The organism is Pseudomonas sp. NPDC090592, assembly GCF_044769185.1.
Lineage (GTDB): Bacteria > Pseudomonadota > Gammaproteobacteria > Pseudomonadales > Pseudomonadaceae > Aquipseudomonas.
Map to the genome: position 1 here is coordinate 1 of NZ_JBIVXJ010000002.1, position 23,587 is coordinate 23,587.

Below are 23,587 nucleotides of genomic sequence, written 5' to 3' on the forward strand. Positions count from 1 at the left end.
GATCGTTGTGCAAAGCTCCACATCAGTGGAAGACAGGGTTACTTGCTTCGAACTATGCTTTTTCATGGTCTCGCCCTCGCTGCCGTTGGCTTCTTTGAACGCCACCGTGGCACTGTGATGCCTCGGCGGGGGCGAGTCCATCGATTACAAGGGCGCGGCTAGCGCTGCTAAATCAGTGATGCTTGCGCGGCACCGGCTTCAGCAGCTCATCCGGCGGCATCTCACACTTGATCTTGCGCCCCAGCAGCTCTTCGATCGCTGGCAGCTGGTAGGAGTCATCCTCACCGGCAAAGCTGATCGACACGCCATTGGCCCCGGCACGGCCAGTCCGGCCAATGCGGTGCACATAGTCGTCCGGGTCTTCTGGCAGGGTGAAGTTGATCACGTGGCTGATGCCATCGATGTGAATGCCTCGCCCGGCCACGTCAGTCGCCACCAGCACGGTGATGCGCCCTTCGCGGAAGCTCTCCAGGGTGCGGATGCGCTTGTGCTGCGGCACGTCGCCCGACAACTGGGCGGCATTGATGCCGTCGCGTACCAGTTTTTCCTCGATGCGCCGCACTTCGTCCTTGCGGTTGGCGAACACCATCACCCGTTCCCACTTGTTCTGGGTCACCAGGTTGTACAACAGCTTGTACTTGTCGCTGCCCGCTACCGCATACACGTGTTGCTCGACCGTATCGCTGGCCACGTTCTCCGGCTCGATCTCGACGATGGCCGGGTTGGTGGTCCACTGCTTGGCCAGGTTCATCACGTCGTCGGTGAAGGTGGCGGAGAACAGCAGGGTCTGGCGCTCGCTTTTGGGTGGCGTCTGGCGAATGATCTGGCGTACCTGCGGGATGAAGCCCATGTCGAGCATGCGGTCGGCTTCGTCCAGCACCATCACCTCGACCATGTCCAGGTGCACCTCGCCGCGCTGGTTGAAGTCCAGCAGGCGGCCAGGGGTGGCCACCAGGATGTCGCAGTGGCGCGCTTCCAGGGCCTTGAGCTGCTTGTCGAAGTCCATGCCGCCGACAAAGCTCATCACGTTCAGGCCGGTGTACTTGGTCAGGGCGACGGCGTCCTTGGCGATCTGTACCACCAGCTCGCGGGTAGGCGCGATGATCAGCGCGCGCGGTTCGCCCATGTAACGTTCCTTGGGCGGTGGCGTCTGCTGCAGCTGGGAAATGATCGAAATCAGGAACGCCGCGGTCTTGCCGGTACCGGTCTGGGCGCGACCAATGGCGTCCTGGCCAGCCAGGGTGTAACCCAGTACCTGCGCCTGGATCGGCGTGCAGTATGGGAAGCCCAGGTCGTGGATGGCGTGCATCAGTTCGTTGGACAACTTGAAGTCGTGGAAGCGGGTCTTGCCCTCCTGTGGCTCGACCACGAAGTCTTCCGGTTTCCACAGGCTGGCCTGCGGCTTGGGCTTGCGCTCGCGACGCGGTTTGTCCTTGGCCGGGGTATCGGCTGTGGGCGTGGCGGCAGGCCGTTCGGCCTTTGGGGCAGGTTTGGCGCGCGGGGCGGCCGGTTTGGGCGCGGGCCGGGCCTCTGCGGCGGGGGCGGGCGCAGGCGGCGTCACGCTGGCAGCAGGAGCGACGGCCTGTGGCGCGGCGTCTCCCTTGCCGAAAATTTTCTTGAGTGCCTTGAGCACGATCGTCTCATCAACTGGTTAAGGAATGTACGCCGGGCAGTGTAAAGCAAGAATCGGGCGCGGCGTAGTGGAATAGCCTCACAACTACAGGTACAAGCGGCTACGGCTCATTGCAGTTGCCTGGCCAGCCAGTCGTGGATGTCGTTCAGCTCTTCGACCACCACTTCGTGTTCCATCGGGTATTCGTGCCAGCGGGCGGCAACGCCCCAGGTGTTCAGGTACTCGAAGGCGGTACGGCCCATGGCCGGGATCACCACCGGATCGTGCACGCCGTGCAGGCACAGGGCCGGGGTGCGTTGCTGGCAGGCGCTGAGCTGATGGCTGTCGGTGAAGGTCGGGGCGTAGGTGGACAGGGCGATCACCCCGCCCAGCGCTTCTTGCCACTTTATATAGGCAGTGTGCAGCACCACCGCGCCACCCTGGGAGAAACCAGCGAGGAAGATCCGCGACAAGCTGATGCCTTTGGCCTGTTCGGCCTTGATCAGGGCAATGACCTGTTCGGCCGATTCTTCCAGCTGCGCTTCGTCGATGGCGCGGGCCGGGGTCATGGCCTTGATGTCATACCAGCTGGGCATGGCATAGCCGCCGTTGATGGTCACCGGGCGGGTCGGCGCCTGGGGCATGACGAAGCGGGTGCTGAGCAGGCGCTCCTGCATGAATTCGGCCACTGGTAGGAAGTCGTAACGGTCGGCCCCCAAGCCGTGCAACCAGATCACACAGGCGTCAGCGGTTTTCTGGGGTTCGAGAATCAGCGGATTGGTCATGACTGCTCCGAAAGTGTGCGGGTCTTGTTATGGCGTGCGTGAAAAAAAGGCGCAGGAAATGATTGTCGGAAAAAGAATGTCGCAACGATACAACTTTCCCTACTTGACGAGCACTTAAACGCTCCAGCCAGTAGATTTGGTACGCGCTTTGCAGTTCAACCTCCGATGCAAAGGGCAGGCCGTGACGGTAACAACCTTTGTAAGCGAAGGCTGTCACAGAACAGCCCATTGCGCCAATTGACCCAATAACAAGCCAATACGGGTCGGATACGCCTCAAAAGGGTGCGGTGCAATTCCGGCTCGATACAACAAGAGCGATTTGGAGGTTGTGAATGAAGATGTTGAAAACCACCCTGGCAGTCCTGACCGCTGCCGCCGCACTGGGCGCCGTGAGCAATGCCCAGGCCGGCGCCACCCTCGATGCGGTCAAGAAGAAGGGCTTCGTCCAGTGTGGCGTGAGCGACGGTCTTCCGGGCTTCTCGGTACCTGATGCGCAAGGCAAGATCGTCGGTATCGACGCCGACGTGTGCCGCGCCGTGGCCGCCGCCGTGTTCGGCGATGCCACCAAGGTCAAGTTCAGCCAGCTCAACGCCAAGGAACGCTTCACTGCCCTGCAGTCGGGCGAGGTTGACGTGCTGTCGCGCAACACTACCTGGACCAGCTCGCGCGATGCCGGCATGGGCCTGGTGTTTGCCGGTGTCACCTACTACGACGGTGTCGGCTTCCTGGTCAACAAGAAGCTGGGTGTATCCAGTGCCAAGGAACTCGATGGCGCGACCATCTGCATCCAGGCCGGTACCACCACCGAGCTGAACGTGTCGGACTTCTTCCGCGCCAACAACCTGAAGTACACCCCGATCACCTTCGATACCTCGGACGAAAGCGCCAAGTCGCTGGAATCGGGCCGTTGCGACGTGCTGACCTCGGACAAGTCGCAGCTGTTCGCCCAGCGTTCCAAGCTGGCCGCGCCAACCGAGTACGTGGTACTGCCGGAAACCATCTCCAAGGAGCCCCTGGGCCCGGTGGTGCGTAAAGGCGACGAGGAGTGGTTCAGCATCGTCAAGTGGACCCTGTTCGCCATGCTCAATGCCGAAGAGGCGGGCATCACTTCGAAGAATGTCGAAGCCGAGGCCAAGGCCACCAAGAACCCGGACGTGGCTCGCCTGCTGGGTGGTGACGGCGAGTACGGCAAGGACCTCAAGCTGCCCAAAGACTGGGTAGTGCAAATCGTGAAGCAAGTCGGCAACTACGGCGAAGTGTTCGAGAAGAACCTGGGCCAGAGCACCGACCTGAAGATCGACCGTGGCATGAACGCCCTGTGGAACAACGGCGGCATCCAGTACGCGCCACCTGTGCGCTGATGGCTGCACCCTGCGGCGGCATCCCGCCGCCGCAGGCTGTTCGAATCCCTACTGTCCGGGGCACTTCATGCAAAATCAAATCGGCGCACCCAAGGGCTTGTCCCTTAATGATCCGCGTGTGCGCGCGTGGCTGTTCCAGATCCTCACGATCGTCTTCGTGGTCGGCCTGGGCTGGTACCTGTTCCACAACACGCAAACCAACCTGCAACACCGGGGTATCACCTCGGGCTTCGACTTTCTCGAGCGCAGCGCCGGCTTCGGCATCGCCCAGCACCTGATCCCCTATGTGGAGTCCGACAGCTATGCGCGGGTGTTCGTCATCGGCCTGCTCAATACCCTGCTGGTGACCTTCATCGGCGTCATCCTGGCGACGATCCTGGGCTTCATCATTGGTGTGGCGCGGTTGTCGCCAAACTGGATGATCAACAAGCTCGCGACCGTGTACGTGGAAACCTTCCGCAACATCCCGCCGCTGTTGCAGATCCTGTTCTGGTACTTCGCCGTGTTCCTGACCCTGCCGGGACCGCGGGGCAGCATCAACATCGATGACACCTTCTTTATCAGCAACCGCGGTCTGAACATGCCCGGCGCTTCGATGGCCGACGGCTTCTGGCCGTTCGTCGTTGCCTTGGCAGTGGCCATTGCCGCCATTGTCGTGATGGTGCGTTACGCCAACAAACGCTTCGACGAGACCGGTGTGCCGTTCCACAAGTTCTGGGTGGGGCTGGCGCTGCTCATCGCCATCCCGGGCCTGAGCGTGCTGCTGTTCGGCAGCCCGGTGAGCTGGGAAGTGCCGCAGCTGAAGGGCTTCAACTTCGTCGGTGGCTGGGTGCTGATCCCTGAGCTGCTGGCGCTGACGTTGGCCCTGACGATCTATACGGCAGCCTTCATCGCTGAAATCGTGCGCTCCGGCATCCGTTCGGTCAGCCATGGCCAGACCGAAGCCGCACGCTCGCTGGGCCTGCGCGAAGGGCCAACCCTGCGCAAGGTGATCATCCCCCAGGCACTGCGGGTGATCATTCCGCCGCTGACCAGCCAGTACCTGAACCTGGCGAAGAACTCGTCGCTGGCGGCCGGTATCGGCTATCCGGAGATGGTCTCGCTGTTCGCCGGTACCGTGCTCAACCAGACCGGCCAGGCCATCGAGGTGATTGCCATCACCATGAGTGTCTATCTCGCCATCAGCATCAGCATTTCGCTGCTGATGAACTGGTACAACAAGCGCATTGCGCTGATCGAGCGGTGAGGATACGCCCGTGAATGCCCATGTTTTCAAACCCGACATGCCGCCACCGGTGAAAACCGTCGGCGTGCTCGCATGGATGCGTGCCAATCTGTTTTCCAGCTGGCTCAACACGCTGCTGACCCTGTTTGCCATCTACCTGGTGTGGCTGATCGTGCCGCCGCTTGTCCAGTGGGCGTTGATCGACGCCAACTGGGTCGGCACCACCCGTGCCGACTGCACCAAGGAAGGCGCCTGCTGGGTGTTCGTGCAGCAACGCTTCGGCCAGTTCATGTATGGCTACTACCCGGCCGAGTTGCGCTGGCGCGTGGACCTGACCGTGTGGCTTGCCGTGCTCGGCGCCGCGCCGCTGTTCATCAAGCGCTTCCCGCGCAAGGCCTTTTACGGCCTGGGCTTTCTGGTGCTGTACCCGATCCTGGCCTACACCCTGCTGCATGGCGGTGTGCTTGGCCTGGAAACGGTAGCCACCAGCCAGTGGGGCGGGCTGATGCTGACCCTGGTGATCGCCACCGTGGGCATCGTCGGCGCCTTGCCGCTGGGCATTCTGCTGGCGCTGGGCCGGCGGTCGAAAATGCCGGCGGTGAAGGTGGTGTGCGTGACCTTCATCGAGTTCTGGCGCGGCGTGCCATTGATCACCGTGCTGTTCATGTCGTCGGTGATGCTGCCGTTGTTCCTGCCCGAGGGCATGAGCTTCGACAAGCTGCTGCGGGCGATGATCGGCGTGATCCTGTTCCAGTCGGCATACATCGCCGAGGTGGTGCGCGGTGGCTTGCAGGCCATTCCCAAAGGCCAGTATGAAGCCGCTGCGGCCATGGGCCTGGGCTACTGGCGCTCGATGGGCCTGGTGATTCTGCCTCAGGCGCTCAAGCTGGTGATCCCGGGCATCGTCAACACCTTCATTGCCCTGTTCAAGGACACCAGCCTGGTGATCATCATCGGCCTGTTCGACCTGCTGAACAGCGTCAAGCAAGCCGCTGCCGACCCGGCCTGGCTGGGCATGGCTACCGAGGGCTATGTGTTCGCCGCCCTGGTGTTCTGGATTTTCTGTTTCGGTATGTCCCGCTACTCCATGCACCTGGAGCGCAAGCTGGACACTGGCCACAAGCGTTAGGAGTTTCGAAATGAGTGAAGCGATCAAGCAGCCTGCCGGCCCCGAAGGCATCATCCAGATGCAGGGTGTGAACAAGTGGTATGGCCAGTTCCACGTGCTCAAGGACATCAACCTGAACGTGCGCCAGGGTGAGCGCATCGTGCTGTGCGGGCCGTCCGGTTCGGGCAAGTCCACCACCATCCGTTGCCTCAACCGCCTGGAAGAACACCAGCAGGGGCGCATCGTGGTGGACGGCGTGGAGCTGACCAACGACCTCAAGCAGATCGAGGCCATCCGCCGCGAAGTGGGCATGGTGTTCCAGCACTTCAACCTGTTCCCGCACCTGAGCATTCTGGAAAACTGCACCCTGGCGCCGATGTGGGTGCGCAAGATGCCCCGGCGCAAGGCTGAGGAAATTGCCATGCATTACCTGGAGCGCGTGCGTATTCCTGAACAGGCGCACAAGTACCCGGGGCAGTTGTCCGGTGGCCAGCAGCAGCGTGTGGCGATTGCCCGCGCCTTGTGCATGAAGCCGAAGATCATGCTGTTCGACGAGCCGACCTCGGCGCTGGACCCGGAAATGGTCAAGGAAGTGCTCGATACCATGGTGGGCCTGGCCGAAGATGGCATGACCATGCTCTGCGTGACCCACGAGATGGGCTTTGCCCGCACCGTGGCGAACCGGGTGATCTTCATGGACAAGGGGGAGATTGTGGAGCAGGCGGCGCCGGACGACTTCTTCGACCGGCCGCGCAGTGACCGGACCAGGTTGTTCCTGAGCCAGATCCTGCATTGATGCTGTCGGGGCTGCGCTGCAGCCCTTCGCGGGCATGCCCGCTCCCACAGGTCCGGCGCTGGCTTCAGGCCCTACGCTATTCCTGTGGGAGCGGGCGCGCCCGCGAAGGGCCGCCACGCGGCCCCAGCGTTACTTCTCTTCCTGTACAGCCGCCGGCGCCGGTGGCGGCCGCAGCCCCACCTCTGCCACCAGCTTCAGCTGCTGCCCATTGCGCATCACCTCGATGGTGATCTTCTCGTTAGGCTTGATCCGCGCCACCTGGTTCATCGACTTGCGCCCGTCACCGGCCGGTTCGCCATTGATGCTCAGGATCACGTCACCCAGTTGCAACCCGGCCTTTGCCGCCGGCCCTTCGCGGAAAATGCCTGCCACCACGATACCTGGCCGGTCCTTCATGCCGAACGACTCGGCCAGTTCCTGGCTCAGCGGCTGCACTTCAATGCCCAGCCAGCCACGAATTACCTGGCCATGCTCGACGATCGACTTCATCACCTCCAGTGCCAGTTTCACCGGGATGGCAAAGCCGATGCCTTGCGAGCCACCCGACTTGGAGAAGATTGCGGTGTTGATGCCGACCAGGTTGCCATTGGCATCGACCAAGGCGCCGCCCGAGTTGCCCGGGTTGATTGCGGCATCGGTCTGGATGAAGTCTTCGTAGTTGTTCAGGCCCAGCTGGTTACGGCCGGTGGCGCTGATGATACCCATGGTGACGGTCTGGCCGACGCCGAACGGGTTGCCGATGGCCAGCGACACGTCGCCGATGTGAATGGTGTCGGAACGGCCGATGGTGATTGCCGGCAGGTTCTTCAGGTCGATCTTCAACACGGCCAGGTCGGTTTCCGGGTCGCTGCCGATTACCCGTGCCAGGGTCTCACGACCATCCTTCAGGGCTACCACGATCTGGTCGGCGCCGCTGGTGACATGGTTGTTGGTCAGCAGGTAGCCCTCGGGGCTCATGATCACTGCCGAGCCCAGGCTTGATTCCCAGCGGCGCTGCTTGGGCAGGTTGTCGCCGAAGAAGCGGCGGAACTGCGGGTCTTCGAACAGCGGGTGGGCGCTCTTGTTCACCACCTTGGTGGTGTACAGGTTGACCACCGCAGGTGCGGCGAGGGTCACGGCGTCGGCATACGATACCGGGCCCTGCATGATGCGCGTGGTCTGCGGTGCCTGTTGCAGGTTGACGTCCTGGCTGGGCAGGCCGACCCACTCCGGGAACCGCTGGATGATCAACATGGCGATCAGCACGCCGGTGAGCAGGGGCCAGCCAAAGTAACGAAACGCCTTGAACATGAACGAATCCTGGAAAGAGCGGGGGCCACTGGCCGCGCAGCGGGGCATGAACGCGCGCGATCATACACCGGTTCCCCCGGTGCCGACGACGGCCCATAATGGCCGGCATTATACGGGCGTTACGCCCCAGAAATGCGCAGTTTTCGAGGAGATTTTCATGGCCGTCGCTCTCAACACCCTGGTCGAGGAAGCCGAACGCTACCTGGGCAGCGCGAAGATCCAGGATTATTGCCCCAATGGCCTGCAGGTCGAAGGCCGACCGCAGGTCAGCCGTATCGTCAGCGGTGTTACCGCCAGCCAGGAGCTGCTGGATGCAGCGGTCGAAGCCGAGGCCGACCTGGTGCTGGTCCATCATGGTTACTTCTGGAAGGGGGAGAACCCTTGCATCACCGGTATCCGCCAGCGTCGGCTGAAGACCTTGCTGAACAACGATATCAGCCTGCTGGCGTTCCACTTGCCGTTGGATGTTCACCCTGAGGTGGGCAACAACGTGCAGCTGGCGCGGCAACTGGAGATTACCGTCGAAGGGCCGCTGGACCCGGAAAACCCCAAGGTGGTCGGGCTGGTCGGTTCGCTGGCCGAGCCGATGACCGCGCGCGATTTTGCCCGGCGGGTGCAGGAGGTGCTGGGGCGCGAGCCGTTGCTGGTTGAAGGTGACGAGATGATCCGCCGGGTCGGCTGGTGCACCGGGGGCGGGCAGGGCTACATCGACACGGCGATTGCGGCCGGGGTCGATTTGTACCTGACCGGTGAGGCGTCTGAGCAGACCTACCACAGTGCACGCGAGAACGGCGTCAGCTTCATCGCCGCCGGGCACCATGCCACCGAGCGGTATGGCGTGCAGGCGCTGGGTGACTATCTGGCGCGGCGCTTTGCCGTGGAACACCTGTTCATCGATTGCCCGAACCCGATCTGAGGTCGGCGTTGCCTTCTTCGCGGGCGCGCCCGCTCCCACAAGGCCTGCGCCGTACCTGTGGGAGCGGGCGTGCCCGCGAAGAGGCCGGCCCTGCCAAGCCAAACCCGCAGTCATATCGTTAGACCTTTTCGATCTAGCCCGCCGCCTAAATAGAAGAAGCCGCTGTGATAAAGTGGCTCGCTCGAACACGGCCCGCAGGCCGTCCATAAGATCGTTTTTCGTGAGTAGCCATGGTCGACAAACTGACGCACTTGAAACAGCTGGAGGCGGAAAGCATCCACATTATCCGCGAGGTGGCCGCCGAGTTCGACAACCCGGTGATGCTGTACTCGATCGGCAAGGATTCCGCCGTGATGCTGCACCTGGCGCGCAAGGCCTTCTTCCCGGGCAAGCTGCCGTTCCCGGTGATGCACGTCGACACCCAGTGGAAATTCCAGGAGATGTACAGCTTCCGCGACAAGATGGTCGAGGAAATGGGCCTGGAACTGATCACCCACGTCAACCCCGAGGGTGTGGCGCAGGGCATCAACCCGTTCACCCATGGCAGCTCCAAGCACACCGACATCATGAAGACCCAGGGCCTGAAACAGGCACTGGACAAGCATGGTTTCGATGCAGCTTTCGGTGGCGCGCGCCGCGACGAAGAGAAGTCGCGGGCCAAGGAACGTGTGTACTCGTTCCGTGACAGCAAGCACCGCTGGGACCCGAAGAACCAGCGCCCGGAGCTGTGGAACGTGTACAACGGCAAGGTCAACAAGGGCGAGTCGATCCGCGTCTTCCCGCTGTCGAACTGGACCGAGCTGGACATCTGGCAGTACATCTACCTTGAAGGCATCCCGATCGTGCCGCTGTACTTCGCCGCCGAGCGTGAAGTCATCGAGAAGAACGGCACCCTGATCATGATCGACGACGAGCGCATCCTCGAGCACCTCTCCGAGGAAGAAAAAGCCCGCATCGTCAAGAAGAAGGTGCGTTTCCGTACCCTCGGCTGCTACCCGCTCACGGGCGCTGTCGAGTCGGAAGCCGAAACGCTCACCGACATCATTCAGGAAATGCTCCTGACGCGCACTTCCGAGCGCCAGGGCCGGGTCATCGACCACGATGGCGCCGGTTCCATGGAAGACAAGAAACGTCAGGGCTACTTCTAATTTTCAGGGTTACTCCATGTCGCACCAATCCGATTTGATCAGCGAAGACATCCTCGCTTATCTGGCTCAGCACGAGCGTAAAGAACTGCTGCGTTTCCTCACCTGCGGCAACGTGGATGACGGCAAGAGCACCCTGATCGGGCGCCTGCTGCACGACTCGAAGATGATCTACGAGGACCACCTCGAGGCCATCACCCGTGACTCGAAAAAGTCCGGCACCACCGGCGAAGAAGTCGACCTGGCGCTGTTGGTCGACGGCCTGCAGGCCGAGCGCGAGCAGGGCATCACCATCGATGTCGCCTACCGCTACTTCTCTACTGCCAAGCGCAAGTTCATCATCGCCGACACCCCGGGCCACGAGCAGTACACCCGCAACATGGCCACCGGTGCGTCCACCTGTGACCTGGCGATCATCCTGGTCGATGCCCGCTACGGTGTGCAGACCCAGACCCGCCGTCACAGCTACATTGCCTCGTTGCTGGGCATCAAGCACATTGTGGTCGCGGTCAACAAGATGGACCTGAAGGGCTTCGATGAAGGCGTGTTCGAGTCGATCAAGGCCGACTACCTGAAGTTTGCCGAAGCCATCAACCTGACCCCGAGCAGCCTGCACTTCGTGCCAATGTCGGCGCTCAAGGGCGACAACGTGGTCAACCATAGCGAGCAATCGCCGTGGTACAGCGGCCCGACGCTGATGGAAATCCTCGAAACCGTCGAGGTTTCGGCCGACCGCAACTTCACCGACCTGCGCTTCCCGGTGCAGTACGTCAACCGCCCGAACCTGAACTTCCGCGGCTTTGCCGGCACCCTCGCCAGCGGCGTGGTGCACAAGGGCGACGAAATCGTCGTACTGCCGTCGGGCAAGAGCAGCCGGGTCAGGTCCATCGTCACCTACGAAGGTGAACTGGAAAACGCCGGCCCAGGCCAGGCCGTGACCTTGACCATGGAAGACGAGATCGACATCTCCCGTGGTGACCTGCTGGTACACGCCGACAACGTGCCACCGGTGACCGACCAGTTCGACGCCATGCTGGTGTGGATGGCCGAGGAGCCGATGCTCCCGGGCAAGAAGTACGACATCAAGCGCGCCACCAGCTATGTGCCGGGCTCGATTGCCAGCATCACCCACAAGGTCGATGTGAACACCCTTGAAAAGGACGCTGCCAGCGCCCTGCAATTGAACGAGATCGGCCGCGTCAAGGTCTCCCTGGACAGCGCCATTGCCCTGGACGGTTACGACAGCAACCGCACCACCGGTGCGTTCATCGTCATCGACCGCCTGACCAACGGCACCGTCGGCGCCGGCATGATCATCGCCCAGCCAGTCCTGCCGCACGGCAGCACCGGCCAGCATGGCAAGCAGGCCCACGTGTCCACCGAAGAGCGCGCCCTGCGCTTCGGCCAGCAGCCAGCCACCGTGCTGTTCAGCGGCCTGTCCGGCGCTGGCAAGAGCACCCTGGCCTATGCCGTGGAGCGCAAGCTGTTCGACATGGGCCGTGCAGTGTACGTGCTCGATGGCCAGAACCTGCGCCACGACCTGAACAAGGGCCTGCCACAGGACCGCGCCGGCCGCACCGAAAACTGGCGCCGCGCCGCCCATGTGGCGCGCCAGTTCAACGAAGCCGGCATGCTGACCCTGGCTGCGTTCGTGGCCCCGGATGCCGAAGGCCGTGAACAGGCCAAGGCGTTGATCGGCAAGGAGCGCCTGGTGACCGTTTACGTCCAGGCCTCGCCGCTGGCCTGCCGCGAGCGCGACCCACAGGGCCTGTATGCTGCTGGCGGTGACAACATTCCGGGCGAAAGCTTCCCGTTCGATGTGCCGCTGGACGCGGACCTGGTAATCGACACCCAGTCGATCAGCGTCGACGAAGGCGTCAAGCTGGTGCTGGACGTACTGCGTCAGCGTGGCGCGATCTAAGCGCTGGGCTGCAAGAAAAACCCCGCTTCGGCGGGGTTTTTTTCACGTGTAAAGTGCCTCTTTTGCTGCGTGTAATGTCCGTGCCTGAACCACCGGAAAGGGAATTTTTGCCCAATGCCCGAAAAAGCCAGGTGGCGGCACTCTGGATGAGCTGGTGAATTGGCCAGTGCATCCAAGAGGCGTATTACCATGAGCGTATTCCCGAAATACATCGACCTGTTCATTTGCCGCTGCGGCGGTGACGACGATGAAGGTGGTCAGTCCTGGCGTAAGCCTTGATCTGAAATGGGGGGCGCTCTGCAGGCGGCTCCCGAGTCGAGTCAGAAGTATAAAAAAGGCCTCTTTTGAGGCCTTTTTTTATCGAGTGCCGCGTACTCTGTGGGAGCGGGCGAGCCCGCGAAGAATGTGACACGGTGTATGGCACCGGCTGTGCCGGTGTTCGCGGGCATGCCCGCTCCCACAGGTTCCCTGATAAATCAAAGAGTTATATGTTGGTTCTGTGCAGAGTGAACGACGTATTTACATGTTGACTAATTGACAAATTGACATGATGTATGAGGGAGCCTAGCCTGTTCACAACGAGATTGTTCAGGCGTGAGGAGGCCCGCATGACTACCGCTACTCGTGACTCGATCCACCCGGGGTTCGCCTGTATTGAAGCTGCCAAAGCCGCATTGAGACAGCGCTTCGAGGAGCATCTTGCACGTGCGTCGGAAGCGGTAGTGCTGAAAGCGGTAGGCCTTGCGGACGAGAAGGCTTTTGCTGCCCTTGCCAAGGTAGACGTTGGTGCGATACGCACCGTTGCAACGCGGAATCAGGAAGCCATCGCCAGGATGAAGGCGCGCGCATTCGAGCGTGTCTCCAGCCGTTGCGAGTTGCTGGATGCCAAGGCGGTCTGTGAAATACTGGGTATCAGCAAACAAGCGCTGAGCCAGAAGACAAAGGCAGGCAAGCTGCTCGCCTACACCAATATTGGCAATCGCAGAAAATTCTATCCGTCGTTTCAGTTTGCCGAAAACAAGCCGAGAGCAGTTGTTGAGGAGTTGATCACTTCGCTCGATGTAGATCCTGCTGACACCGAAGCCATGAATTTTCTGGTTCAGCATTTGGTCGGCAGGATGGACTACTCCGAACCTGGAGGGCCGGGTAGCGAGTTGCCACGTTTCGAATTGCTGGATGACAGCGCAGCCGTGGAAATCATCAAGCGTGACTTTGTGAATGCTTTTGACGATGGACAGTGAAATCTGGCCTTCCCAACAGATTCGGCTTGTGCCTCTACTCCACTGCTACACCCATGCTATCCAGAAACTCTAGTACCGTTTCCCCGTTCGCCAGAACGGCCGCCATCACCGGTTGATGGCTTATCGCTTCGACCTGCTCTGAGCGGCCCTCGAACAGCACGACATTGCACCCTTTCATTGAGCCGGTAATGGTGTAGACCGCTGACGGATAAAGCAGGCCATCAACACTGCATCTAAAAAAACGCCTGGTGCTTGTTCAGTGCCTCCTGCGCCTGATCAGCTATTTGGCTCACCTTTCTGATCCCTGAACAGTGGTAGCCCCTTCGACTTTCTCCACTTAACGATGAGCGCCATTACTGTTTCGGCATTGCCATCCTCTTCGTTACCTGGGTAGTAGATCAGGTCCGAGCCGGCGGGATGTGCTACCAACTCGATAAACAGCTCCAGTAGCCGGTCCTGCCAGGCTGAAGAACCCTCCGCCTGGATCAACGCTTCAACAATCGACTGAAACTCAGCGTATGTATAGTCCGCAAGGCAGTGCTTCCCGCTGGTCACCATGGCGCCTCCGATGACAGTGCATACTGGATGGCGCTCATGATTCGCAGGTTTGCGGCGTCGTACATCAACCCACCCCATTCGGGCAGGTGCAGGTGGATAATCTGGTAGGAGCGCAAGCCTTTCGCGGTGTCACAGAAGGGCGCGCGGGGTGGCCAGCCGTTCTTGAGGCGGTTGAGTTGTGCGGGGATGAATTGCTGGCTGTAGATCGGGTCTTCTGCAATTGCTAGCCAGAAGGAACGGGAGAAGTGGTCGAAGCTGTCGAATGTTCGACCTGCGAGTTTTTGGATGATGAACTCTGGAAGAAAGCTGGCCATGGAGTCGTCCCTTGGGTGAAAGGCTTGGAAATTGTGCCCAGGGATGCTCTGTTTGTATGTCGGAGGCGGGCTGTCTGTCAGTAGGAGCGTTCCTGCTGATTGGAAAGATCTGTCTCAGATGTGTTTTTCCGACACAGGTATTACCCGTTTCTCCTTCACCGCCTTGTACGAAAAACTCGAATAGATTTCCTTCACCCCCGGCAACCGCTGCAGCACCTCGCGAGTAAACTCCCCGAACGACTCCAGGTCACGCGCCAGGATCTCCAGCAAAAAGTCATAACGCCCGGAAATGTTGTGGCAGGCGACAATCTCGGGAATCTCCATCAGCCGCTGCTCGAACGCCAGCGCCATGTCCTTGGTGTGCGAATCCATCATGATGCTGACGAACGCCGTTACACCAAACCCCAAGGACTTAGGCGAGAGGATGGCTTGGTAGCCAGTGATGTAGCCGTTGTCTTCCAGCAGTTTCACCCGTCGCCAGCAGGGCGAGGTGGTCAGCGCCACTTGGTCGGCAAGTTCGGCAACGGTGAGGCGGGCGTTGTCCTGCAGGGCAGCCAGCAGGGCGCGGTCGGTGCGGTCGAGGCTCGAAGGCATGATTTGCCCTCCTGGTGATTCAATTATTGTTTTTGTCCCAATAACCACCCGCATGCATGGGCCATTTTGGAAAAAATCGGGCAGCTTGGTGGCATAAACTTATAACAAACCACCAGAGGCTGTTGCCATGCGCGACTCCCATAACAACACCGGTTTTTCCACCCGGGCCATTCACCATGGCTACGACCCGCTGTCCCACGGTGGCGCGCTTGTGCCGCCGGTGTACCAGACCGCCACCTATGCATTTCCCACCGTCGAATACGGCGCTGCCTGCTTTGCCGGCGAAGAGGCGGGGCATTTCTATAGCCGTATCTCCAACCCTACCCTGGCCCTGCTGGAGCAGCGCATGGCCTCGCTGGAGGGCGGCGAAGCGGGGTTGGCGCTGGCGTCGGGGATGGGTGCGATTACCTCGACCATCTGGACCCTGCTGCGGCCCGGCGACGAGCTGATTGTCGGGCGCACGGTGTATGGCTGCACCTTTGCTTTCTTGCACCACGGCATTGGTGAGTTCGGGGTAAAGGTCCGCCATGTCGACCTCAACGATGCCAAGGCGCTTAAGGCGGCGATCAACAGCAAAACGCGGATGATCTACTGCGAAACACCGGCCAACCCCAACATGCAACTGGTGGACATTGCTGCGGTAGCCGAGGCGGTGCGGGGGCATGATGTGTGGGTGGTGGTCGATAACACCTATTGCACGCCATACCTGCAGCGGCCACTGGAACTGGGGGCAGACCTGGTGGTGCATTCGGCGACCAAGTATCTCAGCGGCCATGGCGATATCACCGCCGGGCTGGTGGTGGGGCGCAAGGCGCTGATCGACCGCATTCGCCTGGAAGGGCTCAAAGACATGACCGGGGCGGTGCTATCGCCGCATGACGCTGCGTTATTGATGCGCGGGATCAAGACCCTTGCGCTGCGCATGGACCGCCACTGCGCCAATGCACTGGAGGTGGCGCAGTTCCTGGCTCGGCAGCCTCAGGTCGAGCTGATCCACTACCCTGGCTTGCCATCGTTCGCCCAGTACGAACTGGCGCAGCGGCAGATGCGTTTGCCGGGCGGGATGATTGCTTTTGAGCTTAAGGGTGGCATCGAGGCGGGGCGGCGTTTCATGAATGCGCTGCAGCTGTTCGCACGGGCGGTGAGCCTGGGGGATGCAGAGTCGCTGGCGCAGCACCCGGCGAGCATGACCCACTCCAGCTATACGCCAGAGGAGCGGGCGCATCACGGGATCTCGGAGGGGCTGGTGCGCCTGTCGGTGGGGCTGGAAGATGTGGAAGACCTGCTGGCGGATGTCGAGCAGGCGTTGCAGGCGTGTAAATAGGCAGTCTGTACCGGCCTCTTCGCGGGCACGCCCGCTCCCACAGGGACATCACAGAATTCAAAATCTGTGAAATACCTGTGGGAGCGGGCGTGCCCGCGAAGAGGCCGGTAAATCCAGCGCACAAAAAAGGCCTCTTTCGAGGCCTTCTTCATGTTTGGCAACTTAGCGCTTGAGCCCGTAGCTCTCGTCAAGCATGCCCGGCGAGTTCGGCGCTTTTGGCGCGTAGTCGCGGGGTACTTCAGCAGTGTCCTTCGGCGGCGTCAGGCGATCGCGTGGGCCTTGGCTGCCTTCGGAGTGCAGCGCGGCCAGCAGGCGCTGACGGGTCAGTTCGTCGAGGGCCAGGGTATTGGCGCCGTCGGCCAGGTGGTCCTGGACATCCTGGTAGCTCTGGGTCAGCTTCTTCACCAGTACCGCAGTGCTGTTGAAGTGGGTCACCACTTCGTTCTGGTAGCTGTCGAAGCGCTTCTGCATTTCATCCAACTGACGCTGGGTGCTGCTGGGCGCGGCATTGGGCAGCAGGCGGGCCACGACGAAACCAACTACCACACCAATGACCAGGGCCAGGGTCGGCAACAACCAAACAAGGAGCGAGAGTTCCACGAGTCCTTCCTCTATAAACGGCTTTGCTTTACGTTAACGGCTCAGACCTGCGCTGTATACCGCGAGCGATCGCAAATCAGAACAGAATTCCTCACCTAGACGAATCGACCCTCCCCGAGGTCACGGAGTAGTGCCTTGCTTGTCCGCGAAACCCCCTTGTTCATCGATGGCCCCAGCGGCCAGCTGGAAGCCTTGTACCTGGACGTGGCCGATGCCCGCGGCGTGGTGCTGATCTGCCACCCCAACCCGGTCCAGGGCGGCACCATGCTCAACAAGGTGGTCTCGACCCTGCAACGCACCGCCCGCGATGCCGGCTACGTGACCCTGCGTTTCAACTACCGTGGTGTCGGCCAGAGCGCCGGCAGCCATGACATGGGCGCTGGCGAAGTGGCCGATGCCGAGGCTGCCGCAGCCTGGCTGCGTGCGAAACACCCCGAGCTGCCAGTGGTACTGATGGGCTTCTCGTTCGGTGGCTTTGTCGCTACCAGCCTGGCCGGCCGCCTGGAAGCTGCCAAGGTATCGCTGCAACACTTGTTCATGATTGCCCCGGCAGTCATGCGCCTGACGGCCGAATTCCCGTTGCCACAGCACTGCCCGATCACCGTGGTGCAGCCAGACGCCGATGAAGTGGTCGCGCCGCAGCTGGTTTACCAATGGTCCGACAGCCTGTCGCGCCCCCATGAGCTGCTGAAAGTGGCAGAATGTGGCCACTTCTTCCATGGCAAGCTGACCGATCTGAAGGATCTGCTGCTGCCGCGCCTTTCGAACTGAGCCAAGCCTGAATAAGCGAACACCCATGACCACGCGCATTCTTACCGGTATCACCACCACCGGCACTCCGCACCTGGGCAACTACGCCGGCGCCATTCGCCCGGCGATCCGTGCCAGCCAGCAGCCCGGTGTCGACTCGTTCTACTTCCTGGCCGACTACCACGCCCTGATCAAGTGCGATGACCCGCTGCGCATCCAGCGCTCGCGCCTGGAAATCGCCGCCACCTGGCTGGCCGGTGGCCTGGACCCGGACAAGGTGACTTTCTACCGCCAGTCCGACATCCCGGAAATCCCCGAGCTGACCTGGCTGCTGACCTGCGTTGCCGCCAAGGGCCTGCTGAACCGTGCCCATGCCTACAAGGCCTCGGTGGACAAGAACGTCGAGGCCGGCGAAGACCCGGACGCCGGCGTGACCATGGGCCTGTTCAGCTACCCGGTGCTGATGGCCGCCGACATCCTCATGTTCAACGCCAACAAGGTGCCGGTCGGCCGTGACCAGATCCAGCACGTGGAAATGGCCCGCGACATCGGCCAGCGCTTCAACCACCTGTTCGGCCAGGGCAAGGACTTCTTCGCCCTGCCGGAGGCGGTGATCGAGGAAAGCGTTGCGACCCTGCCTGGCCTGGACGGGCGCAAGATGTCCAAGAGCTACGACAACACCATCCCGTTGTTCACCAGCGCCAAGGATATGAAAGACGCCATCTCGCGCATCGTCACCGACTCGCGCGCGCCAGGCGAAGCGAAAGACCCGGACAACTCGCACCTGTTCACCCTTTACCAGGCTTTCGCGACGCCAGGGCAGTGCGCTGAATTCCGTGATGAGCTGTTGCAGGGCCTGGGCTGGGGCGATGCCAAGCAGCGCCTGTTCCAGCTGCTGGACGGCCAGTTGGCCGAAAAACGCGAGTACTACCACCAGTTGATTGCCCGCCCGGCAGACCTGGAAGACATCCTGCTGGCCGGCGCCGCCAAGGCCCGCAAGATCGCCACGCCGTTCCTCGAACAACTGCGCGAGTCTGTTGGCTTGCGTTCGTTCCGCAGTGGCGTGCAGGCCAATACCGAAGTGAAGAAGAAAGCCGCCAAGAGCGCGCGCTTCGTCAGCTTCCGTGATGAAGACGGCAGCTTCCGCTTCCGCCTGCTGGCCGCCGACGGCGAGCAACTGCTGCTGTCGCGCAGCTTTGCCGATGGCAAGAGCGCGGGCGCCGTGAGCAAGCAGCTGCAGCAAGGTGGCGAGCCTGATGTGCGCGTCGAAGGCTTGGGCTTCGGCCTGTGGCTCAATGGCGAGCAGGTTGCCGACGGGCCGCAGTTCGACAGCGCCGAGGCGCTTGATGCAGCCATTCAAAGCCTGCGCGATGCCCTGGCGCCACAGCAGGACTGAGGCATATTGACGCAAGTCTGATTGCCATAAGGCGGGCCTGTCGCTACAGTGACGGCCCGTTTTTTGTTGCCTCGCTAACGAATCATGACTCCCTTAGAACGCTATCAAGCAGATCTGAAACGTCCCGACTTCTTCCATGACGCGGCGCAGGAAACTGCGGTGCGTCACTTGCAGCGCCTGTACGACGACCTGGTACACGCGCAGAACAACAAGCCGGGCGTGTTCGGCAAGCTGTTCGGCAAGAAGGAACAGACCCCGGTCAAGGGCCTGTACTTCTGGGGTGGGGTAGGGCGAGGCAAGACCTACCTGGTCGATACCTTCTATGAGGCGCTGCCGTTCAAGCAGAAGATGCGCACGCACTTCCACCGCTTCATGAAGCGTGTGCATGAGGAAATGAAAACCCTCAAGGGCGAAAAGAACCCGCTGACCATCATCGCCAAGCGCTTCAGCGAAGAAGCCAAGGTGATCTGCTTTGACGAATTCTTCGTGTCGGACATTACCGATGCCATGATCCTCGGCACCCTGATGGAAGAGCTGTTCAAGAACGGCGTGTCGCTGGTGGCCACCTCCAACATCGTGCCGGACGGCCTGTACAAGGACGGCCTGCAACGTGCGCGCTTCCTGCCGGCCATTGCCATGATCAAGCAGTTCACCGATGTGGTGAACGTCGACAGCGGCGTCGACTACCGCCTGCGCCACCTGGAGCAGGCCGAGCTGTTCCACTACCCGCTCAATGACGCTGCGCACCAGAGCATGCGCGCCAGCTTCAAGGCGCTGACCCCGGAATGCACCCAGGCGGTCGAAAACGATGTGCTGATGATCGAGAACCGCCCGATCCATGCCTTGCTTACCTGCGACGACGTGGCCTGGTTCGACTTCCGCGCCCTGTGCGACGGGCCGCGCAGCCAGAACGACTACATCGAACTGGGCAAGATCTTCCACGCCGTGCTGCTGAGCAACGTGGAGCAGATGGGCGTCGCCACCGACGACATCGCCCGCCGTTTCATCAACATGGTGGACGAGTTCTACGACCGCAACGTCAAGCTGATCATCTCGGCCGAGGTGGAGCTGAAAGACCTGTATACCGGTGGGCGTCTGAGCTTCGAGTTCCAGCGCACCCTGAGCCGGTTGCTGGAGATGCAGTCGCACGAATTCCTGTCGCGGGCGCACAAGCCTTAAGATTTTTGGGGCCGCTTTGCGGCCCTTTCGCGACACAAGGCCGCTCCCACATTGACCTGTGTATGCAGGACCTTGTGGGAGCGGCCTTGTGTCGCGATGGGCTGCGAAGCAGCCCCCTGGGCCTCAAGCCTCCTGCATGAACTGCTGCCGGTACTGGTTCGGCGACAACTCGGTATGCTGGCGGAACAAGCGCGCAAAGAAGCTGGCATCGTCGTAACCGACCTCATAACTGATGGTCTTGATGCTCTTGCGCGTGCTCGACAACAACCCCTTGGCTGTCTCGATCCGTAGCCGTTGCAGGTAGTGCAGGGGCTTGTCACCCGTTGCGCCCTGGAAGCGGCGCATGAAGTTGCGGATGCTCATGCCGTGGTTGCGGGCCACGTCCTCGAAGCGGAACTTGTCGGCGAAGTGCTCTTCCAGCCAGTGCTGGATCTGCAGGATGATCAGGTCCTGGTGCAGCTTCTGCCCGCCAAAACCCATGCGCCCTGGCGTGTAGTTGCGCTGCACTTCGTAGAGGATGTCGCGGGCCACGGCGCGGGCCACGTTGGCGCCGCAGAAGCGTTCGATCAGGTAGATGTACAGGTCGCAGGCCGAGGTGGCACCGCCAGCGCAATAGATATTGTCGGCGTCGGTCAGGTGCTTGTCCTGGTTCAGCCGGATCTTCGGGAAGCGCTCGGCAAACGTGTTGAAGAAGCGCCAGTAGGTGGTCGCTTCCTTGCCATCGAGCAGGCCGGACTCGGCCAGCCAGAACACACCACTGGCCTCGGCGCACAGCACCGCGCCACGCGCATGCTGGTCACGCAGCCAAGGCAGCACCTGTGGGTAACGTTGCAGCAGGTTGTCGAAGTCGTCCCAGTAGGCCGGGAGGATGATCACATCAGCGTCGTCCAGGCCACCGTCGACCGGCAGCTGTACATTGCTGAAGCTGTCCACGGGCTGGCCGTCTGGGCTCACCAGGCGGATTTCGAACATGGGCTGCAAGCCCAGGCCAAGCTGCTTGCTGTAGCGCAGGGCGGCGAGGTGGAAGAAGTCCTTGGCCTGCATCAAGGTAGAAGCAAATACCTTGTCAATGGCCAGGATGCTGACGCGCCGCAGCGACGCGGAGGGTTGGGTAAACATCATTGTCATTGTTCTTATAGGGTAGAGTGGTCAATCACCGGCTGGATCGTCTTATTTTTTGGCGATTGTGTCTACCCCATGTAACAGAGGGCTGCTTTGCAGCCCAATCGCCGGCAAGCCAGCTCCCACAGGTACAGCGCAGGCCTCGGGTTCTACGCAATCCTGTGGGAGCTGGCTTGCCGGCGATTGGGCCGCAAAGCGGCCCCTTTCAGCTCAAGGCGCCGGGTTCGGTTGTTCCTGGTGAAGCGCCTCGATCGCTGCCAGCAGCTCGTCATTCAGATTCAACTCGATGCTGGCCAGGTTGCTGTCCAGTTGTGCCAGGCTGGTAGCGCCAATGATGTTGCTGGTCACGAAAGGCTGCCGGGTCACGAACGCCAGGGCCATCTGCGCCGGGTCCAGGCCATGCTCGCGGGCCAGTTGCACGTAGCGGCTGCAGGCTGCAACGGTCTGCGGGTTGGAGTAGCGGGCAAAGCGGCTGAAGAGGGTCAGGCGTGCGTTGTCCGGGCGTGCACCGTTCTCGTACTTGCCCGAGAGCATGCCGAAGGCCAGTGGCGAATAAGCCAGCAGGCCGCACTGCTCGCGGATGGCGACTTCCGCCAGGCCCACCTCGAAGCTGCGGTTGAGCAGGTTGTAAGGGTTCTGGATCGACACCGCCCGCGGCCAGCCACGGCTTTCGGCCAGTTGCAGGAACTTCATGGTGCCCCACGGGGTTTCGTTGGACAGGCCGACATGGCGGATCTTGCCTGCACGCACCTGCTCGTCGAGTACTTCGAGGGTTTCTTCCAGCGGGGTGAAATGGTCCTGCGGCAGGTGCTGGTAACCCAGCTTGCCGAAGAAGTTGGTGCTGCGCTCCGGCCAGTGCAGCTGGTACAGGTCGATACGGTCGGTCCGCAGGCGCTTCAGGCTCTCGTCCAGCGCCGCGACGATGTGCTGGCGGTTGTGCTTGAGCTGGCCGTCGCGGATGTGGCTGATGCCGTTGCCTGGGCCTGCGACCTTGCTGGCCAGCACCCAGTCGTCGCGATCACCATTGGCACGGAACCAGTTGCCGATGATGCGCTCGGTGGCCGCATAGGTTTCCGGGCGTGGCGGCACCGGGTACATCTCGGCGGTGTCGATGAAGTTGACCCCGGCGGCCTTGGCCCGGGCAATCTGTTCGAAGGCTTCGGCCTGAACGTTCTGTTCACCCCAGGTCATGGTGCCCAGGCACAGGGCGCTGACATTGAGGTCGGTACGGCCGAGCTGGCGGTATTCCATCGGTTAGACACTCCTTGGCAATAGATGCCCATCAAAGCAGGTTGAAATTTTTCTCGCAATCTGGATAATTCAGCCCCTCTCCGCGTGGCGGAAGTGATGCACCATCACGCAGGAAGAACCCCGTCGAACATTGGCGTGCCCGACCCGAGCCCCCAAAAGCGTCTGTGTTCGGCTGCGCGCTTGCCCTTGGCAAGCTGTGCACTATCCAGTAAGATTCGCCGTCTATTTTTCGCTGGGCGGCCTCTGAGGCTTTAGAGAATGAAAACTTTTACTGCTAAACCGGAAACAGTAAAGCGCGAGTGGTTCGTAGTCGACGCCGCTGGCCAGACCCTGGGTCGTCTGGCTACCGAAATCGCTACCCGTCTGCGTGGCAAGCACAAACCAGAATACACCCCTCACGTTGACACTGGCGACTACATCGTCGTTATCAACGCCGAGCAGGTTCGTGTGACTGGTGCCAAGTCTTCCGACAAAATGTACTACTCCCACTCCGGTTTCCCGGGCGGTATCAAGGAAATCAACTTCGAGAAGTTGATCGCCAAGGCCCCTGAGCGTGTTATCGAAACCGCGGTCAAAGGCATGCTGCCTAAGAACCCGCTGGGTCGCGACATGTACCGTAAGCTGAAAGTGTACGCGGGTGCTGCTCACCCACACACTGCTCAGCAGCCTCAAGAACTGAAGATCTAACGGGATAGTTCATTATGTCGGCGACTCAAAATTACGGCACTGGCCGTCGCAAGACCGCAACCGCTCGCGTATTCCTGCGTCCGGGTACTGGTAACATCTCCATCAACAACCGTTCTCTGGACGTGTTCTTCGGTCGCGAAACCGCTCGCATGGTTGTTCGTCAGCCGCTCGAGCTGACCGAAACCGTTGAGAAATTCGACATCTACGTCACCGTTTCCGGTGGTGGTGTCAGCGGTCAAGCCGGTGCGATCCGTCACGGTATCACCCGCGCTCTGATGGAATACGACGAAACCCTGCGTGGCGCTCTGCGTCGTGCTGGCTACGTCACCCGCGATGCTCGTGAAGTCGAGCGTAAGAAAGTGGGTCTGCGTAAAGCGCGTAAGCGTCCTCAGTACTCCAAGCGTTAATAGCG

23 protein-coding genes are annotated in these 23,587 nt (G+C 61.2%); 14 read left to right on the forward strand and 9 right to left on the reverse strand.

From position 1 onward, the window contains the following. Positions 1 to 172: 172 nt before the first annotated feature. On the reverse strand, positions 173 to 1,633 hold the full coding sequence (rhlB, locus tag ACIQUI_RS01525) for an ATP-dependent RNA helicase RhlB (RefSeq protein WP_403194418.1): 1,461 nt from the start codon (positions 1,631 to 1,633) through the stop codon (positions 173 to 175). Positions 1,634 to 1,740: 107 nt separating this feature from the next. Continuing rightward, positions 1,741 to 2,397: an alpha/beta hydrolase gene (locus ACIQUI_RS01530; protein ID WP_403194420.1), complete on the reverse strand. Its 657-nt coding sequence runs from the start codon at positions 2,395 to 2,397 to the stop codon at positions 1,741 to 1,743. Between the two features lie 332 nt (positions 2,398 to 2,729). On the opposite strand from ACIQUI_RS01530, the gene ACIQUI_RS01535 reads away from it, so the two are divergent. From ACIQUI_RS01535 to ACIQUI_RS01550, 4 genes are all read left to right on the forward strand, one after another. After that, positions 2,730 to 3,758, forward strand: a complete 1,029-nt coding sequence (locus ACIQUI_RS01535) for an amino acid ABC transporter substrate-binding protein (protein ID WP_403194422.1) — start codon at positions 2,730 to 2,732, stop codon at positions 3,756 to 3,758. A gap of 67 nt (positions 3,759 to 3,825) precedes the next feature. Next, positions 3,826 to 5,004, forward strand: a complete 1,179-nt coding sequence (locus tag ACIQUI_RS01540) for an amino acid ABC transporter permease (RefSeq protein WP_403194424.1) — start codon at positions 3,826 to 3,828, stop codon at positions 5,002 to 5,004. A 10-nt stretch (positions 5,005 to 5,014) separates the two neighbouring features. Further along, a complete protein-coding gene (locus ACIQUI_RS01545) occupies positions 5,015 to 6,112 on the forward strand; it encodes an amino acid ABC transporter permease (protein WP_403194425.1) in 1,098 nt (365 codons plus the stop codon). A 10-nt stretch (positions 6,113 to 6,122) separates the two neighbouring features. Beyond that, positions 6,123 to 6,887: an amino acid ABC transporter ATP-binding protein gene (locus ACIQUI_RS01550; RefSeq protein WP_016498022.1), complete on the forward strand. Its 765-nt coding sequence runs from the start codon at positions 6,123 to 6,125 to the stop codon at positions 6,885 to 6,887. A gap of 129 nt (positions 6,888 to 7,016) precedes the next feature. Here the strand turns inward: ACIQUI_RS01550 and algW are convergent, their stop codons facing one another. Next, positions 7,017 to 8,177 (reverse strand): Do family serine endopeptidase AlgW, encoded by a 1,161-nt coding sequence (gene algW / locus ACIQUI_RS01555; protein WP_403194427.1) that lies wholly within the window; start codon positions 8,175 to 8,177, stop codon positions 7,017 to 7,019. 157 nt (positions 8,178 to 8,334) lie between these two features. On the opposite strand from algW, the gene ACIQUI_RS01560 reads away from it, so the two are divergent. The 4 genes from ACIQUI_RS01560 to ACIQUI_RS01575 all read left to right on the forward strand — a co-directional run bounded on the left by ACIQUI_RS01560 (position 8,335) and on the right by ACIQUI_RS01575 (position 13,400). Next, the gene (locus ACIQUI_RS01560; RefSeq protein WP_403194429.1) at positions 8,335 to 9,093 is read left to right on the forward strand and encodes a Nif3-like dinuclear metal center hexameric protein; all 759 of its coding nucleotides are present in this window, start codon (positions 8,335 to 8,337) and stop codon (positions 9,091 to 9,093) included. Between the two features lie 230 nt (positions 9,094 to 9,323). Next, positions 9,324 to 10,241: a sulfate adenylyltransferase subunit CysD gene (gene cysD / locus ACIQUI_RS01565; protein WP_003251799.1), complete on the forward strand. Its 918-nt coding sequence runs from the start codon at positions 9,324 to 9,326 to the stop codon at positions 10,239 to 10,241. 16 nt (positions 10,242 to 10,257) lie between these two features. Further along, positions 10,258 to 12,159, forward strand: coding sequence for a sulfate adenylyltransferase subunit CysN (gene cysN / locus ACIQUI_RS01570; RefSeq protein ID WP_403194431.1), 1,902 nt, complete (start codon positions 10,258 to 10,260; stop codon positions 12,157 to 12,159). A 608-nt stretch (positions 12,160 to 12,767) separates the two neighbouring features. Beyond that, the gene (locus ACIQUI_RS01575) at positions 12,768 to 13,400 is read left to right on the forward strand and encodes a helix-turn-helix transcriptional regulator (RefSeq protein ID WP_403194433.1); all 633 of its coding nucleotides are present in this window, start codon (positions 12,768 to 12,770) and stop codon (positions 13,398 to 13,400) included. A gap of 276 nt (positions 13,401 to 13,676) precedes the next feature. Here ACIQUI_RS01575 and ACIQUI_RS01580 read toward each other — a convergent pair whose 3' ends face one another. From ACIQUI_RS01580 to ACIQUI_RS01590, 3 genes are all read right to left on the reverse strand, one after another. Further along, entirely contained in the window at positions 13,677 to 13,958 is a 282-nt protein-coding gene (locus tag ACIQUI_RS01580) for a bacteriocin immunity protein (RefSeq protein WP_403194435.1), read from the reverse strand. Next, positions 13,952 to 14,272: an S-type pyocin gene (locus tag ACIQUI_RS01585; RefSeq protein ID WP_403194437.1), complete on the reverse strand. Its 321-nt coding sequence runs from the start codon at positions 14,270 to 14,272 to the stop codon at positions 13,952 to 13,954. Before ACIQUI_RS01585 ends, ACIQUI_RS01580 begins: the two co-directional genes overlap by 7 nt. Positions 14,273 to 14,386: 114 nt before the next feature. Further along, complete coding sequence (locus ACIQUI_RS01590; RefSeq protein ID WP_016488989.1) at positions 14,387 to 14,866, reverse strand: Lrp/AsnC family transcriptional regulator; 480 nt, start codon at positions 14,864 to 14,866, stop codon at positions 14,387 to 14,389. A 127-nt stretch (positions 14,867 to 14,993) separates the two neighbouring features. Here ACIQUI_RS01590 and ACIQUI_RS01595 point away from each other — a divergent pair, with 127 nt between their 5' ends. Continuing rightward, a complete protein-coding gene (locus ACIQUI_RS01595; protein WP_403194439.1) occupies positions 14,994 to 16,190 on the forward strand; it encodes a methionine gamma-lyase in 1,197 nt (398 codons plus the stop codon). A gap of 162 nt (positions 16,191 to 16,352) precedes the next feature. Here ACIQUI_RS01595 and ACIQUI_RS01600 read toward each other — a convergent pair whose 3' ends face one another. Beyond that, a complete protein-coding gene (locus ACIQUI_RS01600) occupies positions 16,353 to 16,790 on the reverse strand; it encodes a ZapG family protein (protein ID WP_391127640.1) in 438 nt (145 codons plus the stop codon). Positions 16,791 to 16,925: 135 nt separating this feature from the next. Here ACIQUI_RS01600 and ACIQUI_RS01605 point away from each other — a divergent pair, with 135 nt between their 5' ends. The 3 genes from ACIQUI_RS01605 to zapE all read left to right on the forward strand — a co-directional run bounded on the left by ACIQUI_RS01605 (position 16,926) and on the right by zapE (position 20,115). After that, positions 16,926 to 17,561, forward strand: a complete 636-nt coding sequence (locus ACIQUI_RS01605; RefSeq protein ID WP_403194441.1) for an alpha/beta hydrolase — start codon at positions 16,926 to 16,928, stop codon at positions 17,559 to 17,561. Between the two features lie 25 nt (positions 17,562 to 17,586). After that, positions 17,587 to 18,936 carry a tryptophan--tRNA ligase gene (locus ACIQUI_RS01610; protein WP_403194443.1) on the forward strand — a complete coding sequence of 450 codons (1,350 nt, stop codon included), beginning with the start codon at positions 17,587 to 17,589 and terminating at the stop codon, positions 18,934 to 18,936. A gap of 84 nt (positions 18,937 to 19,020) precedes the next feature. Continuing rightward, complete coding sequence (zapE, locus tag ACIQUI_RS01615; RefSeq protein ID WP_403194445.1) at positions 19,021 to 20,115, forward strand: cell division protein ZapE; 1,095 nt, start codon at positions 19,021 to 19,023, stop codon at positions 20,113 to 20,115. 123 nt (positions 20,116 to 20,238) lie between these two features. On the opposite strand, the gene ACIQUI_RS01620 is transcribed toward zapE, so the two are convergent. Both ACIQUI_RS01620 and ACIQUI_RS01625 read right to left on the reverse strand, forming a co-directional pair. After that, positions 20,239 to 21,159, reverse strand: coding sequence for a helix-turn-helix domain-containing protein (locus tag ACIQUI_RS01620; protein WP_391127785.1), 921 nt, complete (start codon positions 21,157 to 21,159; stop codon positions 20,239 to 20,241). 288 nt (positions 21,160 to 21,447) lie between these two features. Next, positions 21,448 to 22,488, reverse strand: coding sequence for an NADP(H)-dependent aldo-keto reductase (locus tag ACIQUI_RS01625; RefSeq protein ID WP_403194447.1), 1,041 nt, complete (start codon positions 22,486 to 22,488; stop codon positions 21,448 to 21,450). A 258-nt stretch (positions 22,489 to 22,746) separates the two neighbouring features. On the opposite strand from ACIQUI_RS01625, the gene rplM reads away from it, so the two are divergent. Both rplM and rpsI read left to right on the forward strand, forming a co-directional pair. Beyond that, on the forward strand, positions 22,747 to 23,175 hold the full coding sequence (gene rplM / locus ACIQUI_RS01630; RefSeq protein ID WP_003251819.1) for a 50S ribosomal protein L13: 429 nt from the start codon (positions 22,747 to 22,749) through the stop codon (positions 23,173 to 23,175). A gap of 14 nt (positions 23,176 to 23,189) precedes the next feature. Continuing rightward, positions 23,190 to 23,582 (forward strand): 30S ribosomal protein S9, encoded by a 393-nt coding sequence (gene rpsI / locus ACIQUI_RS01635; RefSeq protein WP_003260797.1) that lies wholly within the window; start codon positions 23,190 to 23,192, stop codon positions 23,580 to 23,582. Positions 23,583 to 23,587 lie beyond the last annotated feature (5 nt).

Bases quoted from the DNA above. Each gene is read 5' to 3' on its own strand.
- ACIQUI_RS01530 (WP_403194420.1), bottom strand. From the start codon at position 2,397: ATGACCAATCCGCTGATTCTCGAACCCCAGAAAACCGCTGACGCCTGT.
- ACIQUI_RS01535 (WP_403194422.1), top strand. From the start codon at position 2,730: ATGAAGATGTTGAAAACCACCCTGGCAGTCCTGACCGCTGCCGCCGCA.
- ACIQUI_RS01540 (WP_403194424.1), top strand. From the start codon at position 3,826: ATGCAAAATCAAATCGGCGCACCCAAGGGCTTGTCCCTTAATGATCCG.
- ACIQUI_RS01550 (WP_016498022.1), top strand. From the start codon at position 6,123: ATGAGTGAAGCGATCAAGCAGCCTGCCGGCCCCGAAGGCATCATCCAG.
- algW (WP_403194427.1), bottom strand. From the start codon at position 8,177: ATGTTCAAGGCGTTTCGTTACTTTGGCTGGCCCCTGCTCACCGGCGTG.
- ACIQUI_RS01560 (WP_403194429.1), top strand. From the start codon at position 8,335: ATGGCCGTCGCTCTCAACACCCTGGTCGAGGAAGCCGAACGCTACCTG.
- cysD (WP_003251799.1), top strand. From the start codon at position 9,324: ATGGTCGACAAACTGACGCACTTGAAACAGCTGGAGGCGGAAAGCATC.
- cysN (WP_403194431.1), top strand. From the start codon at position 10,258: ATGTCGCACCAATCCGATTTGATCAGCGAAGACATCCTCGCTTATCTG.
- ACIQUI_RS01575 (WP_403194433.1), top strand. From the start codon at position 12,768: ATGACTACCGCTACTCGTGACTCGATCCACCCGGGGTTCGCCTGTATT.
- ACIQUI_RS01580 (WP_403194435.1), bottom strand. From the start codon at position 13,958: ATGGTGACCAGCGGGAAGCACTGCCTTGCGGACTATACATACGCTGAG.
- ACIQUI_RS01585 (WP_403194437.1), bottom strand. From the start codon at position 14,272: ATGGCCAGCTTTCTTCCAGAGTTCATCATCCAAAAACTCGCAGGTCGA.
- ACIQUI_RS01590 (WP_016488989.1), bottom strand. From the start codon at position 14,866: ATGCCTTCGAGCCTCGACCGCACCGACCGCGCCCTGCTGGCTGCCCTG.
- ACIQUI_RS01595 (WP_403194439.1), top strand. From the start codon at position 14,994: ATGCGCGACTCCCATAACAACACCGGTTTTTCCACCCGGGCCATTCAC.
- ACIQUI_RS01610 (WP_403194443.1), top strand. From the start codon at position 17,587: ATGACCACGCGCATTCTTACCGGTATCACCACCACCGGCACTCCGCAC.
- zapE (WP_403194445.1), top strand. From the start codon at position 19,021: ATGACTCCCTTAGAACGCTATCAAGCAGATCTGAAACGTCCCGACTTC.
- ACIQUI_RS01620 (WP_391127785.1), bottom strand. From the start codon at position 21,159: ATGCAGGCCAAGGACTTCTTCCACCTCGCCGCCCTGCGCTACAGCAAG.
- ACIQUI_RS01625 (WP_403194447.1), bottom strand. From the start codon at position 22,488: ATGGAATACCGCCAGCTCGGCCGTACCGACCTCAATGTCAGCGCCCTG.
- rplM (WP_003251819.1), top strand. From the start codon at position 22,747: ATGAAAACTTTTACTGCTAAACCGGAAACAGTAAAGCGCGAGTGGTTC.
- rpsI (WP_003260797.1), top strand. From the start codon at position 23,190: ATGTCGGCGACTCAAAATTACGGCACTGGCCGTCGCAAGACCGCAACC.